The sequence below is a fragment of the Deltaproteobacteria bacterium genome, from assembly GCA_022340465.1.
In the GTDB taxonomy this organism is placed as follows: domain Bacteria; phylum Desulfobacterota; class Desulfobacteria; order Desulfobacterales; family B30-G6; genus JAJDNW01.
Window position 1 is genome coordinate 21,843 of record JAJDNW010000074.1, and the last position, 26,239, is coordinate 48,081.

General features: G+C 54.7%; 22 protein-coding genes. 17 read left to right on the top strand and 5 right to left on the bottom strand.

What is annotated here, in order from left to right:
* Positions 1-65: 65 nt before the first annotated feature.
* Positions 66-1,769 carry a phosphotransferase gene (locus tag LJE94_11790; GenBank protein ID MCG6910790.1) on the bottom strand — a complete coding sequence of 568 codons (1,704 nt, stop codon included), beginning with the start codon at positions 1,767-1,769 and terminating at the stop codon, positions 66-68.
* Complete coding sequence (locus LJE94_11795) at positions 1,766-4,408, bottom strand: 1-acyl-sn-glycerol-3-phosphate acyltransferase (GenBank protein MCG6910791.1); 2,643 nt, start codon at positions 4,406-4,408, stop codon at positions 1,766-1,768. Before LJE94_11795 ends, LJE94_11790 begins: the two co-directional genes overlap by 4 nt.
* A gap of 165 nt (positions 4,409-4,573) precedes the next feature.
* Here LJE94_11795 and LJE94_11800 point away from each other — a divergent pair, with 165 nt between their 5' ends.
* Entirely contained in the window at positions 4,574-4,849 is a 276-nt protein-coding gene (locus tag LJE94_11800; protein ID MCG6910792.1) for a hypothetical protein, read from the top strand.
* 370 nt (positions 4,850-5,219) lie between these two features.
* Here LJE94_11800 and LJE94_11805 read toward each other — a convergent pair whose 3' ends face one another.
* Positions 5,220-6,395 (bottom strand): DUF1343 domain-containing protein, encoded by a 1,176-nt coding sequence (locus LJE94_11805; GenBank protein MCG6910793.1) that lies wholly within the window; start codon positions 6,393-6,395, stop codon positions 5,220-5,222.
* A gap of 378 nt (positions 6,396-6,773) precedes the next feature.
* On the opposite strand from LJE94_11805, the gene LJE94_11810 reads away from it, so the two are divergent.
* The 9 genes from LJE94_11810 (at position 6,774) to sppA (ending at position 15,033) form a co-directional block, all read left to right on the top strand.
* Positions 6,774-7,469 carry a cobalamin biosynthesis protein CbiA gene (locus LJE94_11810; protein ID MCG6910794.1) on the top strand — a complete coding sequence of 232 codons (696 nt, stop codon included), beginning with the start codon at positions 6,774-6,776 and terminating at the stop codon, positions 7,467-7,469.
* A gap of 12 nt (positions 7,470-7,481) precedes the next feature.
* Positions 7,482-7,700 (top strand): ferredoxin family protein, encoded by a 219-nt coding sequence (locus LJE94_11815; protein MCG6910795.1) that lies wholly within the window; start codon positions 7,482-7,484, stop codon positions 7,698-7,700.
* 113 nt (positions 7,701-7,813) lie between these two features.
* Positions 7,814-8,881 carry a 3-methyl-2-oxobutanoate dehydrogenase subunit VorB gene (vorB, locus tag LJE94_11820; GenBank protein MCG6910796.1) on the top strand — a complete coding sequence of 356 codons (1,068 nt, stop codon included), beginning with the start codon at positions 7,814-7,816 and terminating at the stop codon, positions 8,879-8,881.
* Positions 8,882-8,975: 94 nt separating this feature from the next.
* Complete coding sequence (locus tag LJE94_11825) at positions 8,976-9,719, top strand: thiamine pyrophosphate-dependent enzyme (GenBank protein ID MCG6910797.1); 744 nt, start codon at positions 8,976-8,978, stop codon at positions 9,717-9,719.
* Positions 9,719-10,258, top strand: coding sequence for a 2-oxoacid:acceptor oxidoreductase family protein (locus LJE94_11830; GenBank protein ID MCG6910798.1), 540 nt, complete (start codon positions 9,719-9,721; stop codon positions 10,256-10,258). Before LJE94_11825 ends, LJE94_11830 begins: the two co-directional genes overlap by 1 nt.
* 12 nt (positions 10,259-10,270) lie before the next feature.
* Positions 10,271-11,362 (top strand): histidinol-phosphate transaminase, encoded by a 1,092-nt coding sequence (gene hisC, locus LJE94_11835; GenBank protein MCG6910799.1) that lies wholly within the window; start codon positions 10,271-10,273, stop codon positions 11,360-11,362.
* A 4-nt stretch (positions 11,363-11,366) separates the two neighbouring features.
* Positions 11,367-12,041, top strand: a complete 675-nt coding sequence (gene cmk, locus LJE94_11840) for a (d)CMP kinase (protein ID MCG6910800.1) — start codon at positions 11,367-11,369, stop codon at positions 12,039-12,041.
* Between the two features lie 186 nt (positions 12,042-12,227).
* Positions 12,228-14,030 (top strand): 30S ribosomal protein S1, encoded by a 1,803-nt coding sequence (locus LJE94_11845; protein ID MCG6910801.1) that lies wholly within the window; start codon positions 12,228-12,230, stop codon positions 14,028-14,030.
* A gap of 88 nt (positions 14,031-14,118) precedes the next feature.
* Complete coding sequence (sppA, locus tag LJE94_11850) at positions 14,119-15,033, top strand: signal peptide peptidase SppA (GenBank protein MCG6910802.1); 915 nt, start codon at positions 14,119-14,121, stop codon at positions 15,031-15,033.
* A 166-nt stretch (positions 15,034-15,199) separates the two neighbouring features.
* Here sppA and LJE94_11855 read toward each other — a convergent pair whose 3' ends face one another.
* The gene (locus LJE94_11855; protein ID MCG6910803.1) at positions 15,200-15,808 is read right to left on the bottom strand and encodes a threonylcarbamoyl-AMP synthase; all 609 of its coding nucleotides are present in this window, start codon (positions 15,806-15,808) and stop codon (positions 15,200-15,202) included.
* A 195-nt stretch (positions 15,809-16,003) separates the two neighbouring features.
* Between LJE94_11855 and guaB the strand changes: the two genes are divergently transcribed.
* The 3 genes from guaB to LJE94_11870 all read left to right on the top strand — a co-directional run bounded on the left by guaB (position 16,004) and on the right by LJE94_11870 (position 22,591).
* Positions 16,004-17,467 carry an IMP dehydrogenase gene (gene guaB / locus LJE94_11860; protein MCG6910804.1) on the top strand — a complete coding sequence of 488 codons (1,464 nt, stop codon included), beginning with the start codon at positions 16,004-16,006 and terminating at the stop codon, positions 17,465-17,467.
* A gap of 215 nt (positions 17,468-17,682) precedes the next feature.
* A complete protein-coding gene (gene dnaE, locus LJE94_11865; protein MCG6910805.1) occupies positions 17,683-21,207 on the top strand; it encodes a DNA polymerase III subunit alpha in 3,525 nt (1,174 codons plus the stop codon).
* The gene (locus LJE94_11870; GenBank protein MCG6910806.1) at positions 21,200-22,591 is read left to right on the top strand and encodes a mannose-1-phosphate guanylyltransferase/mannose-6-phosphate isomerase; all 1,392 of its coding nucleotides are present in this window, start codon (positions 21,200-21,202) and stop codon (positions 22,589-22,591) included. Before dnaE ends, LJE94_11870 begins: the two co-directional genes overlap by 8 nt.
* 75 nt (positions 22,592-22,666) lie before the next feature.
* Here LJE94_11870 and LJE94_11875 read toward each other — a convergent pair whose 3' ends face one another.
* Positions 22,667-23,089, bottom strand: coding sequence for a hypothetical protein (locus LJE94_11875; GenBank protein ID MCG6910807.1), 423 nt, complete (start codon positions 23,087-23,089; stop codon positions 22,667-22,669).
* A gap of 440 nt (positions 23,090-23,529) precedes the next feature.
* On the opposite strand from LJE94_11875, the gene gspF reads away from it, so the two are divergent.
* The 4 genes from gspF to LJE94_11895 all read left to right on the top strand — a co-directional run.
* Positions 23,530-24,756 carry a type II secretion system inner membrane protein GspF gene (gspF, locus tag LJE94_11880; GenBank protein ID MCG6910808.1) on the top strand — a complete coding sequence of 409 codons (1,227 nt, stop codon included), beginning with the start codon at positions 23,530-23,532 and terminating at the stop codon, positions 24,754-24,756.
* A 59-nt stretch (positions 24,757-24,815) separates the two neighbouring features.
* Positions 24,816-25,271, top strand: a complete 456-nt coding sequence (gene gspG / locus LJE94_11885; GenBank protein ID MCG6910809.1) for a type II secretion system major pseudopilin GspG — start codon at positions 24,816-24,818, stop codon at positions 25,269-25,271.
* The gene (locus LJE94_11890) at positions 25,268-25,819 is read left to right on the top strand and encodes a type II secretion system GspH family protein (GenBank protein ID MCG6910810.1); all 552 of its coding nucleotides are present in this window, start codon (positions 25,268-25,270) and stop codon (positions 25,817-25,819) included. The genes gspG and LJE94_11890 overlap by 4 nt, the downstream gene beginning before the upstream one ends.
* Positions 25,812-26,239 (top strand): prepilin-type N-terminal cleavage/methylation domain-containing protein (locus LJE94_11895; GenBank protein MCG6910811.1); only part of this gene is annotated, 428 nt, incomplete at its 3' end. The genes LJE94_11890 and LJE94_11895, both read left to right, overlap by 8 nt.

Genomic DNA, 26,239 nt, shown 5'->3' on the forward strand with positions numbered 1-26,239 from the left:
TACTACCTGCGTCTTATGCCCTACCATTCAAATCCGACTCTTGATGTCCTTTGTGCCTTTGTGGTTCACCCTCCCTCACGTGCGGCGCTCAACTTGTGGGAAGCCTGCTGCACCGCCTGTTTGAGCCGCTCCAATTTTTCACCGGGAAAGTATTTTTCCAGATTGTGCTTCAGCGTGTCAAGGGCCGTGGGAATGTAGGTCGCGAAATCCGATTTCCCCCTGTTTTTCGACAGGTGCCCGAAGGCGCCCAGGGCCTGGAGGTTGCGCGTAATGCAGCAGCAGGCATAGCCTTGCATGAAGCGTCCGGGTTCCATGTCTCGGTCACGGGAGAGGCGTTGCATGGCGAAGGAAAGGAGCGTCTCCTGGATCCTGGGGGGTAGGGCGGTATAGGGATCGATGAGCAGCGACGCCAGATCGTACTGCAGAGGGCCCAGACGACCTCCCTGGAAGTCGATGAAAAGCGGTTCGCCGGCACGGAGCATGATGTTGCGCGACTGGAAATCACGGTGCATGAACCCGGTAAAGGCGTTGTTCACGGTTTCTTTTGCCAGGCAGTCGAAATCCTCCGCCAAAGCAACATAGGCCACATCCATGCCCAGATAGAGATTAAGGAAGCATTCCACGAAATAGCGGCACTCCCTGTCCAGGATCAGTTGACGGTCGTAGGACGGCGTCTGCCAGGCCCACGATGGATCGAATCCCTCCCCGCCCGAAACCGACATGCGGATCAATGCCGTGACGACTTTCCGGTAGAGGCAGATGACGGCCTTGTCGGAGGCGGCGCGGTGCACGGCTTCCTGCAGGTGCAGATCTCCCAGGTCCTCCAGGCACACCAGTCCGGCAAAGGTGTCGGCATAATAAATCTCCGGAACCGCGACGTTGTTGTTGCGAAGGTGACGCCCGATGAAGACGAAAGCGTCCGCTTCGCTGGTGTGGCCGCCGCACCGGAGGCCGTGATCCACCATGATCATGGTGCGGTTTTCACAGGCGATGCGGTACCATTTGCGATCGGAACCATCGCCTGACAGCCGCGTCATGTATCCGTTTTGCGTGGGTGTGCCGGGATAAACAAGACGGAAGGCCTTTTTCCACATTTCCCGGCGGGCGACCCGCGAGTAGCGGTCGAGCGTGCCCACGTCGTCCCACTGCACGTGGCCGGGAATGTAGGTGTGCACCGCCTCGCCCCGTTCAATCAGCAGGCGGTAGGTGTCGATGATGCTCGTAAAGCACCCGGAGGGGATCAGATCCAGTACACGCGGGTCGATGACATGGATGCCGGTGAATGTCCAGGTGTCGGCTCCCGGTTCCCTTTTTTGAAAATCGAAAACCGTGCCGTTTTCATGCAGGGCTACCTGATTGAAAGCGGGGTCGTCGCAGAGGACCAGGGTGACTGGACCGGTGTGGTTGCAGTGAAATCGGTAAACGGCCCGCAGGTCGATGTCGGTGTAAATGTCGCCGTTGACCACCATGAAGGGAGCGTCATCCCAGAAATGGGATACGTTTTTCAAAGCGCCCCCGGTTCCGAGAATCCGCCGTTCATGGCTGGTTACAACGGGGATGCCATAGTCCGCGGCAGCCAGGTAATTTTCGACCATGGCGTGCAGATGGTGTGTGTTGACGACCACGGCGGAAGCGCCAGCCCGCACCAGACGTCGGATCGTCGTGTCGAGAACGGTTTTTCCGGCTATGGTGAAGAGCGGTTTGGGGGTGTGCTTGGTGTAGGGCATGAGCCGCGAGCCAAAGCCTGCGGCCAACACCATGGCTTTCATCGGTGGTTCATCCTGTCCTGGTAGCGCTTGATGGTGTCTGTGTAAAAAGCTATTTTTTCCTCATCTTCCGCTCCCTTGACACCATGCGTCGTAAAAAAGTTGCTCCCGTTCTCGAAATAGACCTTGGAGATGGCTTCAATGCAGTCCACTTCCCTGGCTTTGTACATCCTGTTGCCCAGTTTCTGTATATTTTTCAAACGATCATTGGCGGAGGTCGTATTTCTTGGATGTTTTTTAAAGTACTTGAGCACGACCCAGTAGGCTTCGAAGTAGGTTTTCAGAAATCTGGCGTGCAGTTTCAGTTTCCGAAATCCGGCCGACGTGATGTTATACGTTTCCGGAATGGTGGGGTGGGGGATGATGATGGCGTCGTCGATGAAGGCTTTGACGGTCTTGCGTACGTAATAGCCCGGCGTCAGATCCACATCAAAGGCAAACTCGTATTTGAAAAAGTCCTGGAGAAAGGCGTAATCGGCATGCAGGTCGGATGCGGAAAACTGGAAGGCATCCTTGTCGAGGATGATCAGGGCGGTAAAAGCCGCCGGAACGAAAAAGGCGATGCAATTGTTTTTGTAAAACTCCAGCACGGGTCTTTTATCCTGATTGACCTTGAATTCACACCGTTCGAAGGGTGTCGTCCGGTCTTCGGCCACCCGTTCCACGAGTTTGCGGTCGACGTATGATTCCAGGGCATTGTTCACGGCGTGCACATGGTTCATCAACAGGGTGTCGGCAATCTCCACCTTCTGCATGTTGAGGTGGTTGAGATAGATTTCCACATCCTCCAGCAATTCCCGGTAGGGCAGTCGTTTTTTCGTTCTGTTCAAAAGGGCGCCTGCCACCAGCGCATGGGGGGTTACGACCGTCACGGTGTTGATGGAATTGATGATGCGGTGTCCCAGATTGCGGCAAAGAGCGTTTTGCTCCTTTTGGGACATTTCGGCCAGGATGAGGTTTTCACGGGCGAGGATGGCGTTCAGCGATATGGGCTCGTTGAATTTGATGTAAATTTTTCCGTATCGGTTCTTGAGGAATTTTCTCGCATTGATAACCTGCAGAAAATTCTCATCCTTTTTCTGGCCGCCTTCGACTTCATGAAGATAGGAATTTTCTTCGAGAACACGGTCGTAGCCGATATACACAGGCGCAAACACGAGATCTTCGCAGGCACCGTTCTTGTAGGCGTTCATCAGGATGGATATGAAGCCGAGTTTGGGCATGATCAGCTTTCCGGTTCTGCTGCGCGTGCCCTCAATAAACACCTTCAGGTTGAACCCCTCCTCCAGCAGTTTGTGGATATATTCGCCGAAAACCTTGGCGTAAAGCACGTTGCCCTTGAATGTCCGGCGCAGGAAAAAAGCGCCCAGAGACCTGAACACCGGCCCTATCGGCCAGAAGGAGAGATTCTTGCCGGCAGCAACCAGGGGAACGGGCATATTTTTAATGTACATCAGGTATGGCAGCATCAGGTAGTCCACATGGCTTTTGTGGCAGGGTACGAAAACCAAAGGGCCTTTCTGAGCCATGGTTTTGACCCGATTCAATCCCTCCTCGTTGTAGTTGACGCCCTGGAACATGGCGTTGAGGATCCAGCCGACAGACACTTCGCCGAACCTGAGAAGGCCCGGGTTTTGTTTGGCCGCGATTTCGTCGAGATAGCCGTCGGCCTTCTTTCTGACCTTCCAAAGCGGGATGCCGCGTTTTTCGGCATGATGGTCCATAAACGCTTTCACGCGTTGGTTAGTGAGAATGCTTTCTTTGACTTCCTCGATCGACTTCCGCATGGGGCCGGTAATGCTTTGCCGGTGGCGATTGATTTGTAGCAGCAGGTTGCGCCGCAGCATCAGCGCCTGCTGTTCGTCGGACAGGTCACGGATGTCGGGGGCGGCGAGAAACTGTTTGAGGTTGAGCGGTATGGAGACTTCGTAAAAAATTTTTTCCGGTGTTTTGAACAGAATGGCCAGACGGCGCAACCGCCCGGGTCGGGATATCGAACCGAAAAGAATGTCCTTGATGGAAGGGATGGAACGGGCGGGCCTTTTACCGAAAGACATGATTTGCGGGACGATGTACACGGCTTTTGCTGTGGATTTCTGGTGTGTTATGAGAAATCTGATCGAATCGGTCTGCGCCTTCACGAAGCGGCGGTAAAACCCCCGCTTTTCCACCAGGGACATGAAGGCGCATTTTCCCTGCAGCAATTCCCGGGAGAAGTAGCCGTCCCGGTACGGATCCGGCAGCTTGTGATAGAGGAAAAGGGCATCCAGGGAAGAAAGGATGATTTTCAGCACGCGGGTTATCGGCTGCAGAATGAAAAAGCGGTAACCAAGGCCGATTTCGGGGACCGGGAGATGCCTGTGCCGATACCGCGTGTGAAAAAACAGGAAGTCGAATTTACTTTTGAATTTGTTCAGGTAAACGACGGTGGCATCATCGGGCAGCTTGTCGATGACAGCCAGCTGTTCTTCGTTGTCCTTGATGCCGCGGTAGAAAAGCGTGAGGAGCCAGGTTGTGGTGGCGCCTTTTTTCGAGGGCAGGTAGTAAAAAAAATGATCGTGCGTCTGCGATAAAAGCCTGTTGATCGCCGCCCTCAATCGTTGCCGTATGCCGCCGGCATTTGATTTTTTATTTGTATCCATAACGGGATTAGGGAAATATCAGATGGGATCTTTGTTTGCAATATTTTAAATTTAGACTTGCGTTACGAAAATGGCTATGATATTCCCAAAATCATTGAGAGAGAGTAAAAAAATAGATGGATAACTCATTGAAATAATAATGTAATTCCCTAAGGAGGTTGGTTTATGAAGACGTTGATTGGTGGAGCGGTGGCAGCTGTATTGGGCCTGATCGGCCTTTCCGTTTGGTTTGGAGCGTTTCTGCAGCTTCTGGCGGGTGCCCTGCCTCCTATGCTGCTTCTCGGTGGCGGCCTGGCCCTTTATCTGGGGTTTGACGAACTGAAGGACTCCTGGAAAAAGGACGATTCATCCTTTGAAGCGGCCGACGCATCCGATAACACCGAACAATATAAGCAAGAGATCGATGATCTGAAAAAAGAGATTGAAACCCTGAAAAAATAAGACGATTAAAAAGCATCGCGAGCCTGTTGCAACGGGGCCTGCACACCGCCGGTGTGCAGGCTTTTTTTGTGACTTATCCGGGGGACGCGCATGGCTGCATCCATCCCAGGCTGAAAGGCGTCTTTGAATGGGTACCTGTAAGGATCCGAGGGGCGAAGGATTCCAGGGGCCGAGGGTAAGACCTTGGAGAGGTCAGAGGCCAGATATCGGAAGTCAGAAATCAGAGGATTAACGCCCAATCAGCGCGCAGAACTCGAGGTGCATGCCGCTCAGCGCATGATGCTTTGAAATTGCCTTGCGCCATACGTTTTACTTTTCACATTTCACCTCTCGCATTTCACGATTTTTTTAATGGCTGTTGTCGCCGGTTTCAGTCGTAAAGATAATAGGAGCGGCTCATGCGTTCGAAGGCTTCGGTTTCATCCGTCCAGGATGCGACGACATCTTCAATATCGTCCAGGTTTTCGATGCGCTCACGGATATTTTTTCCCCCGAGAATGAGATCGATGGGCATTTTGTCGAATTCGTACTCATAGGGGGGCTGCTTCCATGCAAAGGCACCGGCGTGACAGGCGATCACTGCCTGAACCAGCAGCAGTGTCGTGGCATAGGGTCGGTACAGCGTCGTGTCCTGGGGGTGCAGCTGGAAGCCGTGGCAGAGGGCGCCCTTCCATTTATTGGCCGTGGGTTCAAAGGCGGTGCTCCTCAAGACGACGCCCGCAAGAACGGCATCACGGAGGAAGGCTTCGATGGCAACCGGGTCGATATAGGGGGCGCCGAACAGCTCAAACGGTTGGGTGGTCCCCCTGCCTTCTGACACATTGGTGCCCTCCCAAATAACCTGGCCGGGATAGACCACGGTCGAGGCGGGGGTAGGCAGGTTCGGGGACGGGGCGACCCAGGGGAGTCCGGTGGCCGGGAAGAGCATATCGCGTTTCCATCCGTTCATGGGCACAACCGTGAGGTCACATCCAATACCGTATTCGCGGTTGAACAGCCGGGCCAGTTCCCCCATGGTGAGTCCATGGCGCATGGGTATGGGGTAGCGCCCCACAAAGGAGCTGTATGCCGGCGACAGGCAGTTGCCCTCGACGGCAACCCCTCCGATGGGATTCGGGCGATCCAGCAGCAGCACTTTCAGCTTGTGTTCGCGCGCCTTTTCCAGACAATACGAAACGGTGTACATGAAGGTATAAACCCGGGTCCCCACATCCTGCAGATCCACAATCAAAACGTCGAGTCCGTCCATCATGCGCAGTTCCGGGACCCGTGTTTTACCGTAGAGGCTGAATACGGGAATCTTGAGGATTGGATCCGAAGTGTCTGCGGATTCGATCATGTTGTCCTGTTTCTCGGAGAAAAATCCGTGCTGCGGGGAAAAAAGCGACTTCAGGCGGCAGGGCAGCTGCGCGTCAATCAACAGGCGAGCATGCCGCAGGCGGCTGTCCACGGACGCCGGGTTGCACAGAAGTCCGACATTTTTTCCTTTCAGCCACGCCGGCGGAGATGCGATCAGATTGTCCAGGCCGGTACGCACACCTCTCATGATTCATCCACTCCCATAGACCGAGCGTTTGAGTTAGTGCCTATTTGCGAAATCCCATCATGTTTGCAAGAGATTTTGGTTTCGGATTGATGTTCGATATTATGATTTTTAGGTTTATCCGTGTTAGGTATCACAAAAACAGCACCGATGCCACATCCGCATGCATCTATACCCATTGACATGATTCTGTTCCGATTGAAACGTGTCACAGATAATCCTATTCGAAACGTTATTCTGGCAACGATTTTATTTGGGGTTGACACCCTAATAAATAGAAAATACAAAACAAGTTTATTCGAAGGAAGGGAAATTATTGATTTCGTTTGTCGGCGCGGCGTTCACCGCGAACCGGGCAAGCGGGAGGGACGCATTCGCGGCATGAATATCGATCTGAACGGCATCGTCGTCGTCACGGGGAACTATGGGAGCGGAAAGACAGAGGTCTCCGTGAACCTTGCGTTGGAGCGTCGCGCCAAGGGGATCGACGTGCGCCTGGCAGACCTGGACCTGGTCAATCCCTATTTCAGGACGCGGGAAGCCCGGCACCAACTGCGCCGTCACGGGATAGAGGTCATTCTGCCGCGGGAGCAGTACATGGCGGCCGATCTGCCGATTCTGGTTCGCGAAGTGGCCGGTGCCCTTCGCGAGCAGTCCGGCCTGGTGATCCTCGATGCCGGTGGTGACGATGCCGGTGCAACGGTGCTGGCTTCTCTGGCGGACCGGTTGCGGGACCTGCCGGTCAACATGCTTCAGGTTGTCAATCCGTTCCGACCCTTCACGGAATCAATAGCAGGATGCATTGCCATCAAGAAACAGATAGAAGCCGCGTCCAAAATGAAGATGACCGGTGTTGTCGGCAATGCCAATCTCATTGACGAAACCCTGCCGGAGCATATATACGACGGATACGAATTCGCCGCCGCATTCGCGTGCGAGTGCCACCTGAAGCTCGAGTTCATAACCGCGCCCGACAGCCTGGCGGCAGAGGTGGAAACCGGGCGCATGGCGTGCCCGGTGCTGAATATTAAAAGACAGCTTGTGCCGCCCTGGAAAGCGGCGGCAGCATTAACGTAAGGAGAGAAGACGATGGCCTATGATTACGCAATCGATATCGAGTACTGCAAGGGGTGCGGTTTATGCGTTGCCGTTTGCCCGAAAAATGTGTTGGAGCTATCCGAAAAGGTCAGTCCCAAAGGATATTTCCCGGCTTATCAGGCGCGGCCCGACGACTGCATTTACTGCGCGACCTGCTGCCGGATGTGTCCCGATGTGGCCATCACCATAGCAGAGAAAGAGGAGGTGTGAGCCGTTTTGCGCCGGCGACCGTCATCTTCATGCAACCTTATTTCAAAAGATCAACTGTCGATGGTCGACCCTAGCGGGACTCATCGACGGTGTTATCAACCTGGGAGGGAACCATGGCTAAAGTATTGATGAAAGGCAACGAGGCAATCGGGGAGGCGGCCATCCGGTCGGGATGCCTCAACTATTTCGCTTATCCCATAACACCGCAGTCCGAGGTCGCGGAATACCTGTCCAAAAGAATGCCCGAGGTTGGCGGCGTCTTTCTTCAGGGTGAAAGCGAAGTTGCGGTTTCCTATATGATATTTGGTGCTTCTGCGGCCGGAGCCAGAATTTTCACCACCTCCTCGAGTCCCGGTATCAGCCTGATGAGCGAGGGGATCAGTTACATAGCCGGCGCACAGTGTCCCGCCGTGTTCGTCAATATTATGCGGGGCGGACCCGGATTGGGCGGCATTCTCCCATCTCAGGCCGATTACTTCCAGGCCACCAAAAGTATCGGCCACGGCGATTTCAGGCTGCTGGTGATGGCCCCCGCCAGTGTCCAGGAGGCTGTGGAAATGGTTATGGATGCCTTCCCGCTGGCGGAAAAGTACCGTAATCCGGTGATGATCCTCGGCGACGGGCTCATCGGCCAAATGATGGAACCGGTGGAATTTCCCGAAACGCTTAAAAAAGAACCTCTGAACAACGACGCCTGGGCCACAAGCGGTATGGACACCCGCAAAAGCGATCAGCGCAACCTGGTAAAATCCCTTTTTCTGGACCCGAAGCAGTTGAACGACAACAACCTGGTGCTCAAAGCGAAATATGAAAAAATGAAGCGGGAAGAGGTGCGCTTCGAGGCCTACAACACCGACGTTCCCTACAAGGCGCTAATCGTCAGTTACGGCACCATGAGCAGGGTGTGCCGCACCGCCATCGACCACATGAAAGAAGCCGGCGTCGAGGTGGGCATGATTCGGCCGCAGACACTGTTTCCCTTTCCCGAGGAGGAGATCAGGAAAGCCGCGGATGTCGATCACTGCAGTGTCGTAGCCAGCATAGAAATGAGCATGGGGCAGATGATAGAGGACATCGAACGATCCGTTCGCGGAACCAAGCCGGTCAAGTGGTTCGGCAAGTGCGGCGGCGATGTCCCCACCCCGGAAGAAGTCATCGATTTCATGCACACGCTGCTGTGAGAGGCGGCCCGTTGACGCTTTTGTCATCATGCGCTTAAAAACACCTCACCTTAGGAAACAATAAAAGGCTGTAAGCCTTTGAAGGAGACGACAAATGGGAAAAACATTCGCTAGACCGGAGGCATTGTCCACACAGGTGACCCACTATTGCCCCGGGTGCACCCACGGGGTGATTCACAGGCTCGTGGCCGAAGTGATCGACGAACTCGGCATACGGGGGCGCACGGTAGGCATTGCACCCGTGGGATGTGCCGTTTTGGCATACAACTATTTCACCTTCGATTTCCAGGAGGCGGCTCACGGCCGGGCACCGGCGATGGCCACTGGCATTAAGCGTGTGCGCCCCGACCTGATGGTGTTCACGTACCAGGGTGACGGGGATCTGGCCAGTATCGGCATGGGAGAAATCATCCACGCAGCCAACCGGGGTGAAAAGTTCACGACGGTTTTCGTCAACAACGCCGTTTATGGAATGACCGGCGGACAAATGGCGCCGACCACCATGCCGGGGCAGCGAACCACCACCTCGCCATTCGGCAGGAAGGTCGAAGAGGTGGGCATGCCGATCAAGGTCGCCGAGCTTCTGGCAGCCTTGCAAACGCCCGCCTACATCGCCAGGCAGGCCGTTCTCAAGCCCAAGTACATCGTCAAGGCCAAGAAGGCCATCAAGAAGGCTTTTCAGTATCAGTTGGAAGGAAAGTGTTTCAGCCTGGTGGAAATCGTCAGCACCTGCCCGACCAATTGGGGGATGACGCCCCTGGAAGCCACTCAGTGGGCGGAAGAGAACATGTTGCCCTACTATCAACTCGGGGAACTCAAGACACCGGAGGACGAATAATGCAGAATGAAGTTCAATTTGCCGGCTTTGGCGGACAGGGCATCATGCTGATCGGTAAAATTCTCGCCCACGCCGCAATGGAGGAGGGTTTCGAAGTGTCATGGGTGCCTTCCTACGGACCCGAGATGCGTGGAGGGACGGCTTATTGTACCGTCGTGATCAGTGACCAACCCATCGGCTCCCCGGTCATCAGAAATCCGCGGCATCTGGTGGCGATGAACCGTCCGTCTCTGGAGAAGTTCGCTCCCGCCGTGAAGCCGGGCGGGACCGTGTTTATCAATGGGTCTTTGATCTCCGTGGACAGCGGCAGAGACGATGTCGACGAGCTGATTGTGCCGGTGGTGGAGATCGCCAAAGAGCTGGGAAATGTGAAGGCGGCCAACATTATCGCCCTGGCGGCTTTTGTGGCCAGAAGCGGCGTCGTCAGTATCGAAGCGCTCAAAGCGTCCGTGGCGGAGGAATTCGCCCATAAGCAAAAACTCATCCCGCTGAACATGAAAGCCATCGAGGCGGGGATCGAAGCTGCCAAAAAGGATTAATCCGGTCTCATGGTGAAATTGAAGGTTTCGGATTCCGTTTTGTCCATTGCCCCCTATGTTCCGGGTAAGCCCATGGCTGAGTTGGAACGTGAGCTCGGCATTTCGGAATCGATCAAACTGGCCTCCAACGAAAATCCGATGGGACCGTCTCCCCTGGTAAAAAAGGCGCTTCAGGATGCCATCGAAGCCCTCAACCGGTACCCGGACGGCGGCGGATGGGATCTGGTGCAGAAACTGTCGGTTAAATTGAGCGTTGCAGCGGATCAGATCGTTCTGGGAGCCGGTTCCGACGATATCATCGGGATGCTGACGCGCGCACTGCTGATGCCCGGTGACGAGGTCATCATTCCCAAGCCGTCATTCCTGATGTACGATATCATGGTGCGCAGTGCATCCGCGAAACCCGTCTACGTCCCTTTGAAAGATCTGGCAATAGATCTTGAGGGCATGGCCGCCGGGATCAGCAAAGAAACCCGCATGGTTTTTTTGACCAACCCCAACAACCCCACCGGAACCTGCATCGACAAGGATGCGTTCGAACGCTTTGTCAACGCCCTGCCCGCGGACGTGGTGATCGTTGTCGACGAGGCCTATGTCGAATTCGTGCGTGACTCAACCTGCGTGGAAAGCCTCCGGTATGTCGACGACGACAGGGCTCTGGTGGTGTTGAGAACCTTCTCCAAAGCGTACGGATTGGCCGGCCTGCGCATCGGTTACGGCATTATGCCGACGTACCTTGCATCGCTGCTGCACCGGGTGCGGCAGCCCTTCAATGTCAACTCATTGGCCCAGGCTGCCGCCTCGACGGCGCTTGATGACACCGCTTTTCTGGAAAAAACGGTGAAGCTGGTGCACACGGGGATAGACACCATTGCCGCCCGGATGGAAAAGATCGCTGTCAGGCATTTCCCTTCACAGGCCAACTTCCTGCTCATCGATGTGGGTCGGCGTGCCGACGAGGTTTACGAGCGCCTGCTGCGGGAAGGTGTCATCGTCCGATCGATGACGTCGTACGGCTTCCCCACGTACATAAGGGTAACGGCCGGGCTGCCGGAAGAAAATGAACGCTTTGTCGAAGCGCTCGAAGCGGTGCTGAAGGAATAAAGAGGTGCATCCCATGATCGTGACCATAGACGGTCCCGCAGGCGCCGGCAAAACAACTGTCAGCAGGATTCTTGCACGGCGCCTGGGATACCGCTATGTGGACACCGGAGCGCTTTACCGGGGCATTGCATTTGCCGCCACAAATGCCGGGATAGACCCGGCGGACGACAAAGGGCTGGAAAAGATGCTCGCCGGCATGAAAATCGGTTTCACGGTGCGGGAGGGAAGCACCCGGCTGATGCTGAATGAAAAAGACATCACCGATAGGATCAGAACACCGCGGATCGCCATGGCCGCATCGGCTGTATCGGCAAGGCCGGTTGTGAGAAAGTTTCTGCTGGACATCCAGCGTGAACTGGGAAAAGAAAAAAAGGCCGTGTTCGAGGGACGTGACATGGGTACGGTGGTCTTCCCCCAGGCCGACGTCAAGTTTTATCTGGACGCTTCGGTTCAGATGAGGGCGGCGAGACGTTTCAGGGAATTCGAGGGAGAAAGCGGCCAGAGTATGGAGGCGGTGGAAAACGACATCCGGCGTAGAGACGAAAACGACAGCAACCGGTCCCTAGCCCCGCTACGCAAGGCTGACGACGCCATCGCCATCGATTCCACCGACATGACCATCGATCGCGTGGTGGAAGCGATGTACCGCCATGTGTCGAAGCTGTCGGGGGGTGATTGAGGGCTTTTAGGGACAGAAAGCAGGTTCTCAAGCCTGGCGGGTCAGGTTCCCTGCATCGGTGTCGAATCCGAAAATCGTTCAATTTAGTAAATTATAGCTTGAATTATGTTCAATGGACTGTTATCATTCCTAGGTTAAGGTATGTATTAGAAGAGTTCAAAATCGGCTAAGGGGGTATTTTTTTTAATGGAAGAATTTGTGGAAAACGACTCTACCAAGGAAGTCATGAATGAAGAGCCTGCCGAGGTATCACAGGATGCGCAGGGCGTGGAAAAGGATGCGGGGGCATCACTTGAAAGCCTGGACGAGGACCAGAGCATGGAAGAGATGATGGACATATATGAGGAGAGCTTTAAAAGGTTCGCCGAGGGCGAAGTCGTCATCGGAAAAATCATATCTGTCGATAAGGATCATGTTCTCGTCGATATCGGATACAAATCCGAAGGGCAGATAAACATTCATGAATTCAAGGACGAGCATGGAGACATAAAAGCCGGGGTGGGCGATCCGGTAGAAGTTATGGTGGAGTGGTGGGACGACGAAAACGAAGTCGTCATGCTTTCCAAGGAAAAAGCAGCCAAGGTCAAGGTGTGGGAAGACATCAAGAAAACCCATGATGCCGATGGAACTGTCGAGGGCGTCATCACGAATCGGGTCAAGGGGGGCTTTTCCGTCGACATCGGTGTGCAGGCTTTTCTGCCCGGCTCCCAGGCGGATCTCAGACCCATCCGTAATCTTGACGACATGGTCGGCAACACCTATGAATTCAAGATACTCAAGTACAACCGCAAAAGAAGTAACATCGTTCTGTCCCGAAGGGTCATCCTGGAAAAAGAGCGCGAGGAGAAACGCGCCGCTACGCTTGCCTCCATTCAAGAAGGCAGCGTCGTGGACGGGATCATCAAGAACATCACCGAGTACGGTGTGTTCGTCGACCTGGGGGGCGTGGACGGTCTGCTGCACATTACCGATATCAGCTGGGGGCGCGTGAAACATCCTTCCGAGATGTTTTCCATCGGCGATGAGATCAAGGTCAAGGTTCTCAATCTCGATCTGGAAAAGGAGCGTGTTTCCCTCGGTATGAAACAACTCACCGAGGATCCCTGGCTTTCGGCCGCCGAACACTACCCGGTGGGCGCCCGCGTCACCGGAAGGGTGGTCAGCCTCACGGACTACGGCGCATTCGTCGAATTGGAAGAGGGGATCGAAGGGCTGATACACGTATCGGAGATGTCCTGGACGCGTAAGGTCCGCCATCCTTCGAAGCTGGTTTCCGCCGGGGAATCGATCGACGCCGTCGTTCTGGACATCAAGCCTGACAACCGCCGCATCTCTCTTGGTATGAAACAGGTGGTCCCCAATCCGTGGGACGTCATCAGCGAGAAATATCCGGTGGGCACGACCATCGAAGGTAAAATCAAGAACATCACCGATTTTGGACTGTTTATCGGCATTGACGAAGGCATAGACGGACTCGTTCACATATCCGACATTTCCTGGACGAAGCGCATCAAGCATCCCTCCGAGCTTTATAAAAAAGGCGATGTGATCCAGGCGATCGTTCTGGAAATCGACAAGGATAACGAGCGGTTTTCACTCGGCATCAAGCAGCTGCAGGCCGATCCGTGGGAGACGGTCGGCGAGCGGTATGAAGTCGGCAAAGAGATCACCGGAACCGTCACCAACGTCACCGATTTCGGGATTTTCATCGAACTCGAGGAAGGCATCGAAGGACTGGTTCACGTATCGGAAATCAGCAAGGAAAAAATCAAAACGCCTGTTGGGATGTTCAACATCGGCGATGTGATTACCTCCAGGGTGATGAACATCAACAGTGACGAAAGAAGAATCGGCCTTTCCATCAAGCGCATGGAGATCGAGGATGACCAGGAGCTGCTGACGGAATACGTCAACAACATGGGACCGGCCACCTCTTCATTCGGTGAAATCCTTCGGGAAAATCTACAGGAAAAACTGAACGACGAATAACATCGCCTTGGGGCAATGTTATGTGACGCGGCTGCGCCGCTATGAATAAAAGAGCTCCGGCGGCGACACCCGCCGGAGCTCTTTTGTTATGTTCACCAGAAGACATCCCTACCTGTTTTTTTTGATGATATGCTGCACCATGTTGAGTGCGGCGGTCATCATTGTATCCTTCCTGGTGGTAAAAGGTTTGGAAAAGACCGATTTTTCAGATCTCATCGTCGAGAACGAAGGCGGCCAGGTCGGTGTCGTGGAAATAAAAGGGGTTATCGCCGATTCCGCCGAAACCATCCGCTTGATCAAACGGTTCCGCGAGGATGACGCCATCAGGGCCATCGTGCTGCGGGTTGAATCCCCCGGAGGGGTCGTGGGGCCTTCGCAGGAGATCTATCGCGAGATCGAAAAAACGGTCCTCGTGAAGAAAGTGATTGCCTCCATGGGATCGGTGGCCGCTTCCGGAGGATACTACGTATCCGCCGCCGCTGACGGTATCATCGCCAACCCCGGTACGATTACGGGAAGCATCGGGGTTATCATGGGTTACACCAATTTCGAAGGCTTGCTCGATAAAATCGGCCTTACCCCGGTGGTCATCAAAAGCGGCGAATTCAAGGACATGGGGTCTCCCACCCGCAAGATGACTCCCCAGGAAAGGAAAACCCTGCAATACTTCGTCGATCAGACCCACCGGCAATTCGTAGCGGCGATCGCCAAGGGGCGTGACATGGAACTGTCCGCGGTGGAGAAACTGGCCGATGGACGCATATACACCGGTGAGGAAGCCCTGAAACAGGGCCTCATAGATCGCCTGGGCAACCTGGAAGACGCTATCGAGTGGGCGGGAAGACTGGCCGGGGTCGAAGGAAAGATATCCGCCGTCTACAAACGAGAAGAGAAGTTCTCCTTTTTGAAATACCTCTCTGAATCCGTTCTCAACGACCTTATCTCAAAAATCGCGGGAAACGGCCTGCAGGGGGGCTACATTTACAGGCCCGGCGGCGAATAATTCAGTAACTGCGGGCCGAATAACCAATTATCAATATCCAATTTTCAATAATCAAGTTTGCCGTCGGCTGGATATTGATCATTCGTTATTGGTTATTGGAAATTCGAATGTTCAGCCAGAAAAGAGAAAAGATGCAGGTGCATTACCCAGCTTGATTTGAAGTGTACTAGTAGAAGACACTCACATCCCCCAATCCCTCCCGCAGCACTTCCGGTTCGTCCATGATCAGCGAAATCACGCTCGAGGGGCTGCCCGGTACCGGCCCGCCGTCGATCACCAAATCCAGCTGGTTACCGAGATGATCCTGAATCAGGGAAGGGTCGTGCAGGATGCCGTGTTCGGGAAGACTCGCACTGGTGGAAAGGATGGGATTGCCGAGCTGTTGAATGAGCGCAATGCATATCCGGTTGTCGGGGACACGAATGCCGGCGGTTTTACGCTTGGTCAGCATCATTTTGGGGACCATTTTGGATCCCTCCAGGATAAAGGTGTACGGCCCGGGCAAAAGACGCTTCATGGTCCGGTATGCATAATTCGAAACCTTGGCGTAGCGACTGATATTTTTCAATCCCGAACAGATAAAACTGAAGGGCTTGTTCTTGTTGCGCTTTTTTATCCGGTAAATTTTTTCGATGGCCTTTTTATTCATGATGTCGCAGCCGATGCCGTAATAGGTGTCGGTCGGGTAGGTGATGATGCCGCCCTGCTTGAGAACTTCCGCCACGTTGCGGATGAGTCTTTCTTGCGGATTTATGGGATTGATGTTGATCAGCATGAGAATTTGGCGTTTACTATGGCGGTGGGTGCATGTCAAGAAATGATTGCCAATCACCACGACATCTGGTATTGGGTGGGCAACTTTACACCCAATATGGTATGCTTCGAAACGGTTTAGACGGTATGGCCCGCAAGCCAACGCCGGCGCCCGGGCGGTGTCGAGGCTCCATTACCATCGAGACAGGAGGACATAATGCTGGAGAACGCCCCCGAAGAGGCATATTCGTTCGATGATGTTTTGCTGATACCGAGTTATTCCGCTGTATTACCCAGAGATGTGGGGGTTAGCACCCGCCTCACAAAGAATATCGATTTGAGCATTCCTATTGTCAGCGCGGCAATGGACACCGTTACCGAAGCGCGCGCCGCCATCAGCATGGCGCGGGCCGGCGGCATCGGATTCATCCACAGGAATATGAGCATCGAGACCCAGACTCTGGAGGTGGATCGCGTCAAGAAGTCGGAAAGCGGAATGATTGTCGATCCGGTCACGATACACCCCGAAAAAAAGGTCAAAGCCGTTCTCGAATTGATGAAAAAATACAGAATTTCGGGGGTACCGGTTACGGAAGGCGACAAACTGGTGGGCATCGTGACCAACCGGGACCTGCGTTTCGAATCCGACACCGAAAAGAAAATCTCCGAGGTCATGACCAGCAACAACCTAGTCACCGTTTCGGAGGGCATCCCCCTGGAAGAATCCAAGAAGCTTCTCCACAAGCACCGCATTGAAAAGCTCCTGGTGGTCGACAAAAACGGAAAGCTTACCGGGATGATTACGATCAAGGACATCGAGAAAATCAAGAAGTACCCCAACGCGTGCAAGGACAGCATGGGGCGTTTGCGCGTGGGCGCCGCCGTCGGCGTGGGCGAAGACATGCAGGAAAGGGCGGAAAATCTGCTGCGCGCAGGTGCGGACGTCATCGCCATCGACACCTCCCACGGCCATTCTGAAAATGTCATCCGCGCCGTAAAGATTCTCAAAGGCGATTTCAAGGATATCGAGATTGTGGCCGGGAACGTGGCCACGGGCAAAGGCGCGCAGGATCTCATCGAGGCCGGCGTCGATGCGGTCAAGATCGGTATCGGCCCCGGGTCCATCTGCACCACACGCATCGTGGCCGGGGTCGGCGTTCCTCAGATGACGGCCATCATGAACTGCCGGGAGGCCTCGGAAAAAAGCGGTGTGCCGTTGATTGCGGACGGCGGCATTAAATTTTCCGGTGATATTGCCAAAGCCATCGGCGCCGGCGCGCACACCGTTATGGTCGGCGGCCTGTTTGCCGGCACCGAGGAAAGTCCCGGGGAATCCATCTTCTATCAGGGCAGAAGCTACAAGGTCTACCGGGGAATGGGATCTCTGGAGGCTATGAAGAAGGGCAGCAAGGACAGGTACTACCAAGGCGAGGATGAGGATGACGAAAAACTGGTTCCCGAGGGAATCGTCGGGCGCGTGCCCTACCGGGGGACACTCGCTTCCAACATCCATCAGCTGGTGGGGGGACTCAAGGCCGGCATGGGCTACCTGGGATGTGTCACGATCGAAGAACTGCGGCAGAAAGCCCGCTTCATAAAAATCAGTGCCGCCGGCCTCCGCGAGAGTCATGTGCACGACGTGATCATCACCAAGGAAGCGCCTAACTACCGGCTGGATTAATATGCCCTACGGAAAGAGGGTTCGAGGGCTCCATGGAAAAGCTCATAGCTGATAGTAAGTAGGTCATAGCCTGCTATCAGCAATTAGCTATGACCTGTAAGCTTATTTTCACTTGACCCCCTGAGGCCCTTGGATCCTTGGCTCCAAGCCTTCGGTCTTGACCGAAGGCGCATGGCTTTCCTTTCTCAAATCAGACGTATGATTAGATGTCGACCATGAATAACAAAAACACAAATTTCGTTCACCTCCACGTCCACACCCAGTACAGCCTTCTGGACGGCGCCATCAGGCTGGACCAGCTGTTCGACCGCACCAGGGAGCTGGGAATGGAGTCCGTGGCCATTACCGACCACGGGACCATGTTCGGCACCATCGAATTTTATGAAAAGGCCTTGAAGGCCGGCGTCAAGCCCATTATCGGTTGTGAATGCTATGTCGCCCCCCGCACGATCGACGACAAAACCCCCGAGGATCACCGTGGACTGACGCACCTGATCCTGCTCTGTGAGAATCAGGAGGGCTACCGGAATTTATGTAAGCTGGCGTCCATCGCCCGCATCAGGGGATTCTACCACAAACCGCGCATCGACCACTCGCTGTTGAAGGCGCACAGCTCGGGGCTGATCGCCCTGACGGCCTGCCTGCAGGGTGAAATTCCGCGACTGCTCCGCAAGGGCGACAGCGAAGCCGCGGATGCGGCGGCCCACCGGTTTCTGAACATTTTCGGGGAGGGCAACTTTTTTCTGGAGGTGCAGAACAATGGCATCGACGTCCAGGAGACGGTCAACAGGTCCCTGTTCGAGATGAGCGACCGGTTGTCGATCCCGCTCGTCGCCACCAACGACTGCCATTATCTGAATGCCACCGACGTGAAGGCCCACGATGCGCTGCTGTGCATTCAGACCGGTAAGACGATTCAGATGTCGGAGCGTTTGAAATTCGGTACGGACCAGCTCTACTTCAAGGCCGGGGAAGATATGGCCGCTTACTTTGCCGATCGGCCTGAAGCGCTCGCCAACACGGTCGCCATCGCCGGACGCTGCCAGGTGGAATTCGATTTCAACACCTACCACTTCCCCAGGTTCGACACACCACCGGGACAGGACGAAGCCGTGCTTTTCGAAGAGAAGACGCGCAAGGGGTTCCAGCGTATTCTCGAGCAGGCCCGCCGGCGGAATCCGGACCTCGACGAGCGCGTCTATCTGGAACGGATCGAAAAGGAAATCGCTCTGATCAAGGAGATGGGTTTCCCCGGGTATTTCCTGATCGTGGCCGACTTCATCGGTTACGCCAAGGAAAACGACGTCCCCGTGGGGCCCGGCAGGGGCTCGGCCGCCGGAAGCCTGGTCGCCTATTCGCTCGGCATCACCAATCTCGATCCCATCGAACACGGCCTGATTTTCGAGCGCTTCCTGAACCCGGCCCGCCAGAGCATGCCGGATATCGACGTGGACTTTTGCATCAACGGCAGGGAGCGGGTGTTCAAATACGTGGTTGAAAAGTATGGTGGCGGTGAAAAGGTCGCCCAGATCATCACCTTTGGAAAACTGAAAACCCGGGCGGTCATCCGTGACGTGGGCCGCGCCCTCGACATACCGCTGAGCGAAGTCGACGCCATTGCCAAAATGGTTCCCGATGTTCTGAATATCAGCCTCGACGATGCCCTCGAGCAGGAACCCAAGATCATGGCTTTGGCGGAGCAGAAACCGGAGATCGCGGAGTTGATCCAGATTTCGCGTGTGCTGGAAGGCTTGCCGCGCCATGCATCGACGCACGCCGCCGGCGTGGTTATATCCGACAAACCGCTGGTGGAGTATCTTCCGCTTTATACCGGAAAAAAAGAAGAGGTGGTCACCCAGTTCGATATGAAGGTCGTGGAGAAAATCGGCCTGGTCAAGTTCGATTTTCTGGGCCTGCGCAACCTGACCGTCATCGACAACACTTTGAAACTGATTGCGAGCCAGAAGAAGAAGGTGCCGGATCTGGAGACGCTGGACTTCACCGACGCGGCCACCTATCGGCTGCTGGCTTCGGGCGACACCACCGGCGTTTTTCAACTGGAAAGCTCGGGAATGAAGGATCTCTTGATCCGTATGCGGCCGGAATGCTTCGACGATGTCATCGCCCTTGTGGCGCTCTACCGACCGGGGCCCCTCGACAGCGGCATGGTGGACGATTTCGTTTTACGCAAACACGGCAAAAAGAAGGTCGAATACCTGGTGCCCGAACTTGAGCCCCTGCTGAAGGAAACCTACGGTGTCATCGTGTACCAGGAACAGGTCATGAAGATCGCCGGCGTGCTCGCCAGCTACGAAATGAGCGAGGCCGATGACCTGCGCAAGGCCATGGGAAAGAAGATCCACGAAATCATGGCCAAGCATCGCGAACGCTTCATTGACGGCGCCGAAAAAAACGGTATCGATGTCCAGAAAGCCGCACAGATATTCGACCTCATCGCCAAATTCGGCGGATACGGGTTCAACAAGTCGCACAGCGCCGCCTATGCGCTCATCGCCTTCCAAACGGCCTATCTCAAAACGCACTACCCGGTGGAATTCATGGCGTCGCTGTTGACCAGCGAGATGCACTCCTCGGACGGCGTCGTCAAATACATCTCCGAATGCCGCAACCACGACATCGAGGTGCTGCCGCCCGACATCAACGAAAGCGACATTGCTTTCACCGTATCCGCAGGAAAGATCAGGTTCGGGCTCGTGGCCGTTAAAAACGTCGGCGAGGCAGCCATCGAATCGATTCTCGCCAGCCGAAAGGAGGGCCGCTTCGAGTCCCTGTATGACTTCTGCCAGCGGGTGGACCCCGCCAAGGTCAACAAGGGCGTTCTAGTGAGCCTGATCAAGTGCGGCGCTTTCGACTGCACCGGGGCGGCGCGCTCCTGTCTCCATTCCGCCCTCGAAGACATAATGGATTACGGACAGACCATTCAGCAGGAAAAGGCGGATCCCCAGATGGGACTTTTCGACGTCTGCACAGAATCCCAGGGCATCAATCGCCCGCCGCTTCCCAACGCCGATGAGTGGGATGAAAAACAGCTGTTGTCCATGGAAAAAGAAGCGCTGGGATTCTACATAACCGGGCACCCGCTGAATCGCTATGGTGCCATTATCGAAAAATTCACCAATGCGGACATCCTGGGAATCAAGGACCTCGACGATGCCGCCGTGGTGCGCATTGCCGGCATCGTGACCAACAGCAAAGTGATCAGAACCAAAAAGGGCGACCTCATGGCTTTCGTGACAATGGAGGACATGAACGCTTCAACCGAAATTGTCGTCTTCTCCTCCGTGTATGCCGAGGCCAACCAGCTGCTGACCGACGACAACCCTGTCCTGGTGGAGGGCCGGGTCCAAAAGGATGAAAATTCGGTGAAAATCATTGCCGACAAAATCGTGTCCATCGAAAAGGCCGAGGAGACCTGGACGGCCAGTATCCACCTGAATCTTGAAGTGACGAGAATCGACCGGGGGGTGCTGGAGGCCCTGCAGGGCATCCTGAAGGCGCATGCCGGTCCGTGCGCCGCCTATCTGCATTTGAGGAACCCCGAGAATGCCGAGGCGGTGATCGCGTTGCCTGAATCCCTGAAACTGAAGGCCGGCGGCGCCCTGAAAAAGGATGTCGCCGCGCTGCTGGGCTATCAGGCGCTCGAGACGCTGTGCGACAAGGCCGGCAGTTCCATAAAACGCAACCATGCAAAAGCGAAATGGAGGGCTGCGCGTGCATGAAAAAAAAGACCATATTTTCCCGGTACTGCTTGCCGGCGGTTCGGGAACGCGCCTGTGGCCGGTATCCAGGGAACTGTACCCGAAACAGCTGGTCAACTTCATCGATGAGGACTCACTGGTCCAGGGGACCATCCGGCGCCTTGCCCCGGTGCTGGACCGGGAAAACGTGCGCATTGTCTGCGGGCAGGAGCACTTCAGCGAAACGGGGAAACAGCTGTCCGAACTGGGCATGAGACCGGAAGACAAAATCATACCGGAACCATGCGGACGCAACACGGCGCCCGCCATTTTGCTGGCACTGCTGAACATACTGCGGGAAGATGCGGACGCAACCCTGTTCGTTTTTCCCGCCGACCATGTCATTCGCGATGTCGACCGGTTTCACGACCACTTAAACAGGGCGGCATCGCTGGCCGACCAGGGGTTTATCGTTACCTTTGGCATCAAACCGACCTATCCCGAAACCGGCTACGGATACATCGAAGGCAGGGACGCTGTTGACCGGCGTGCGTTATCCATCGAACGCTTCGTCGAAAAACCGGACCGCGACACTGCCGCGGCCTATATCCGGGCGGGCAATTTTTTCTGGAACAGCGGCATGTTTGCTTTCAAGGGTAGGGTGATGGCCGATGAGTACAGACGCCTGGCGCCGGACATGCTGCAGACAATGAAGGCGCTTCTCGACAAAGGCCGGCCGATAAAAGAGGCCGAATACCAAAGACTGCCGAATATTTCCTTCGATTGCGCCATCATGGAGAATACGTCGCAAGGGGTGGTGCTGCCTTCCGATTTCGGGTGGAGTGACATCGGGTCCTGGAAATCGCTCTACGATTTTTTACCCAAGGATGCAGACAACAACGTGATCGGCGGTGATGTGGTGGTGCAGCATGCGACCAACTGCTTCATCCTGGGGCATGACCGATTGATAGCCGCCAACCACATCGATGGGGTAGTCATCGTGGAAACATCGGATTCCGTTTTTGTCTCAGACCTTGAACACAGCCGCGACGTCAAGGAGATTGTCGGCACTCTCAAACATCAGCGGCGCCGGGAGTACCAGAAGCACAACGCCGAAAACCACCCCTGGGGGCGCAGCACGCTGCTTGAAGACAAGGACGATCTGAAAATCGTCAAAAGGTATATCACGCCGGGATCGACCTATCGCGAGTCGTTCCGAGGAGACCTGCTGTGGCATGTCCTGGTGGTCGAGGGCCGGGGCGTGTTCATGCTGAACGGCAGGCGTGTTTCCGTGGAACGGGGATATTCCGAATCGGTGGTGAACCCGGTGCGCATGTCTTTGGAAAACACCTCCCAGGCTCCCCTTTTGATTCTAGAGACCAGGGTTTTAACTGCAACTCAGGAAGGTGAGAAGATCAGACGGTGAGAAAGGGCTGTTGCCTGTGGTCGGTGGCCGGTAATGGATCGAAAGCCACGGACTACATACCACGGGCGACAGGTTTTAGCCGGGAATGAACTTCTTGACCTGCTGGTTGATGCAGAAATAGATCTCCTCGTCAGATCCGTATATGTCCACGGTGTCCTTGTGATTGATAACCTGCTCGATGACGAAGGCGGTGACATAGATGCTGACAACGTGAGGGTTGTTGATGAGGCCTCTGAAAGGCGCTATCTGGTAATCGATATCGAAGTCTTCCGCACGGGTTAGTTTGTCGAGGCAACCGTTGATCTGTTTTTCAAGACCGTTCTTGTTGGTGGTCTCGACGAGTTTGCTCTCAACAAGCTTCATGGCGATGGCGTTGCTCAAGGGATCGATACATTCGATGACCGCCTTGATGGCAAACCGCCGGGCGCGCTCCTTTGATGACTCTATCCGCGAAAGTATGCTCGCTTCACGACTACTGGGTCGAAAAACCTTGGACATGGTTTCCACCTATAATTTCAGGAGAGTGCGAATGGACACCGGTACTCTCATTTTCGAATGTAGCGCATCATAATGTCCGTCCGTTCCAATTGCAAGAAAATAATGCATTGTTGAGAACAATTGGGTCCAAGGATTCGAGCGAAATAGAGATGAGCCCATAGCCGAAAGATCATAGCTCATGGCTTGTGCTATTAGAGTGGTTGTGAGAAAAACGCTTCGAATGGCGTGCAGGGCCTTCCCTGATATTTTCAAGGCGGTTGAATGCCACGCGGTGCATGGTTTGATTAATTTTTCGTGAAAATCCATATTAATGAGGCAAGGGTATTTACAACAAAAATGGGATCTACTATAATTGAACCCTGGGCGCCGGGTTTATTGCATCCTAAAATGTAAGCCTTTGTATTTTCAAACGGTTATGACAAGAATTGCGTGGCTGAATTATGCCTGTTTACGAATATACCGCTCTCGACTCGAAGGGCAAATCGGTAACCGGGATCATCGACGCCGACAGCGCGACGGCCGCCCGCCAGAAGCTCAGGACTTCCAAGACCTTTCCCACCGCCATCAAAGAGAGCGCCGACACCGGTGCCAGGGTGGAAAAAGAGAGGCCCGCCGTTTTTTCTCTGTTCTCACGCGTAAAGCAGTCCGACCTGTCCATGATGACGCGTCAGATGGCTACCCTGCTGGGGGCCGGTTTCCCTCTGGTTTCGGCCCTGGACGCTCTCATTTCCCAGACGCGCCACAAACCGTTTAAAAAAATCATGGTCCAGATCAAGGATTCAATCGTGGAGGGCAACAGCTTTGCCGGCGCTCTGTCGAAATTTCCTCATGTCTTTTCCGGGCTCTACACCAACATGGTGCGGGCCGGAGAAACATCGGGGACCCTGGAGATCGTCCTGGATCAGCTGGCGGACATAACGGAGAAACAGCAGGCGCTCAAGAGCAAAATCCGGACTGCTCTTGCCTATCCGGTGCTCATGCTGTGCATCGGGATCATCGTGCTTTTCCTTCTGCTGACGTTTATCGTACCGACCATAACGTCCATTTTTACGGACATGAATCAGGTGTTGCCGGCCCCCACCAGGGTGTTGATCGTTGTCAGCGCTTTCTTAAAAAAATTCTGGTGGCTGGTCCTGATCGCCTGCGGGCTGGTCGCCTTCGGTATCAGGAGTGCCAGGAAAACAAGCAGGGGGCGCTACGTCTTCGACAAGACGGTGTTGCGCCTGCCCCTGTTTGGGCCGGTGTCGCGGAAATTGTCGGTGGCAAGATTCTCCCGGACCCTTTCCTCTTTGCTGAGAAACGGCGTCACCATGCTGGCATCCATGGAAATCGTAAAAAATATCACCGGCAACAGCTTGATATCCAGGGCCATCGAAGATGCCACCGAGGATATAAGCAAAGGGCAGGGGCTGGGTATTTCTCTGAACCGATCGGAGGTGTTCCCCGATCTTGCCATTCAGATGATCCAGGTGGGTGAGCAGAGCGGAGAACTGGAGGCGATGCTGGATAAAATGTCCACGGTATACGAAAACGAGGCCGAAGCCAGCATCCTCAGCATGACTTCCCTGCTGGAACCTCTCATGATTTTAGGCATGGGGGTGATCATGGGGTTTATCGTTCTGTCCATCTGTCTTCCGATATTCGAAATGAATCAGCTGGTCGGATAAATGCGCGTGCCACGCATTTATTGAAGCTAGGAAATGCCTTTATACCATATGGAGGATTAATGAATTCAACAATAAATCATAGGGTTAGCAGCAACCTCGGTTTTACGCTAATCGAATTGATGGTGGTGATCGTCATTCTGGGAATTTTGGCCGGCCTCATCGTTCCCAGGATCATGGGAAGGCCGGAGGAGGCCAGACAGATGAAAGCCAAAATGACCATCGAAAGTCTGGAGACCAGTCTGCGTCTCTACAAGTTGGACAACGGCTCCTATCCCACCACGGAGCAGGGACTGCAGGCGCTCATCGAAAAGCCCGATACGGGCAACATACCCAAGCGGTGGCGGGAAGGCGGCTACCTGGAAAAAGGCAGGGTTCCCAAAGACCCCTGGGACAACGAGTTCGTTTATCTGAGTCCGGGGGTGAACGGGGATTTCGACATCGTATCCTACGGTGCCGACGGCGTTGCCGGAGGGGAGGGCAAGGATAAAGATATCAGCAACTGGGAACTGGAGTGACCAGTCCAATCGAGAGGGTCGTGCAAACGGTCGAAAAGGGCCACGAAACGCTTCGGGAGGACGGGTACACACTGATAGAGCTTGTAGTGGTCATTGCCCTTATTTCCATTGTCTTCTCTGTGGCCATGCCCCGCTTCAGGGACAATGTTCTCGTCGACCAGAGAAAAAAAACGGCACGCTGGCTCATTACCCAGGCGCACCATCTTAAGCAGCAGTCCGCCCGCGAAAAGAAGACCTACATCCTGCATGTCGACGTGGATGCCGGCAAACTGTGGGTTTCGACTCCGGATATGGAGGATGCGGCGCTCGAGAAGGCCGAAAAAGAAGCCTTTTTGTTGAAGGGAGACGTGTCCGTCGTGGATGTGGAATATCCGGTGAGGGGCAAGGTCAGCACGGGACGGGCCGACATCTATTTTTATGCCAAGGGCTATTCCGACAAAGCCCTGATCCACATGCAGCAAGGCACCGACCGACAATTTTCGTTTCTTTTCGAGCCCTTTCTGCCGTATGTCGAGTATGTTGAAGACTATGCTGAATTTGATGACTGAACCGACGGTCTGTTTCCGGAAAGGGCCCCTTTCTATACCCCCGCGACGCGCCACAGACAGGCGCCACGGCTTCACCCTGCTCGAAGTGATGGTGTCCCTTGCAATTATCGCCATCGCTCTCCTGGCGATCTACGGTAATTTCTCCCGCACGCTTTCCATGAACATCGAGCAGAAATTTAACGCCATGGCGCCTTTGCTGGCCGCTCAGGTTATCGCCGATTTCGAGAGCCGGCCTGCCGATGAAATGACGGATGACAGCGGTGATTTCGGAGTTAAATTCGACGGGTATACCTGGAAGGCGTCGGTCGAGAGTGTCGAAACGCAAACCCTGGGAAGCATCGCCGACGACTTGCGCACCATTGACGTGATCGTCTCTTTTGGGGAAGACCAAAGGGCTTTTGAGTGCAAAACGTTGCGATT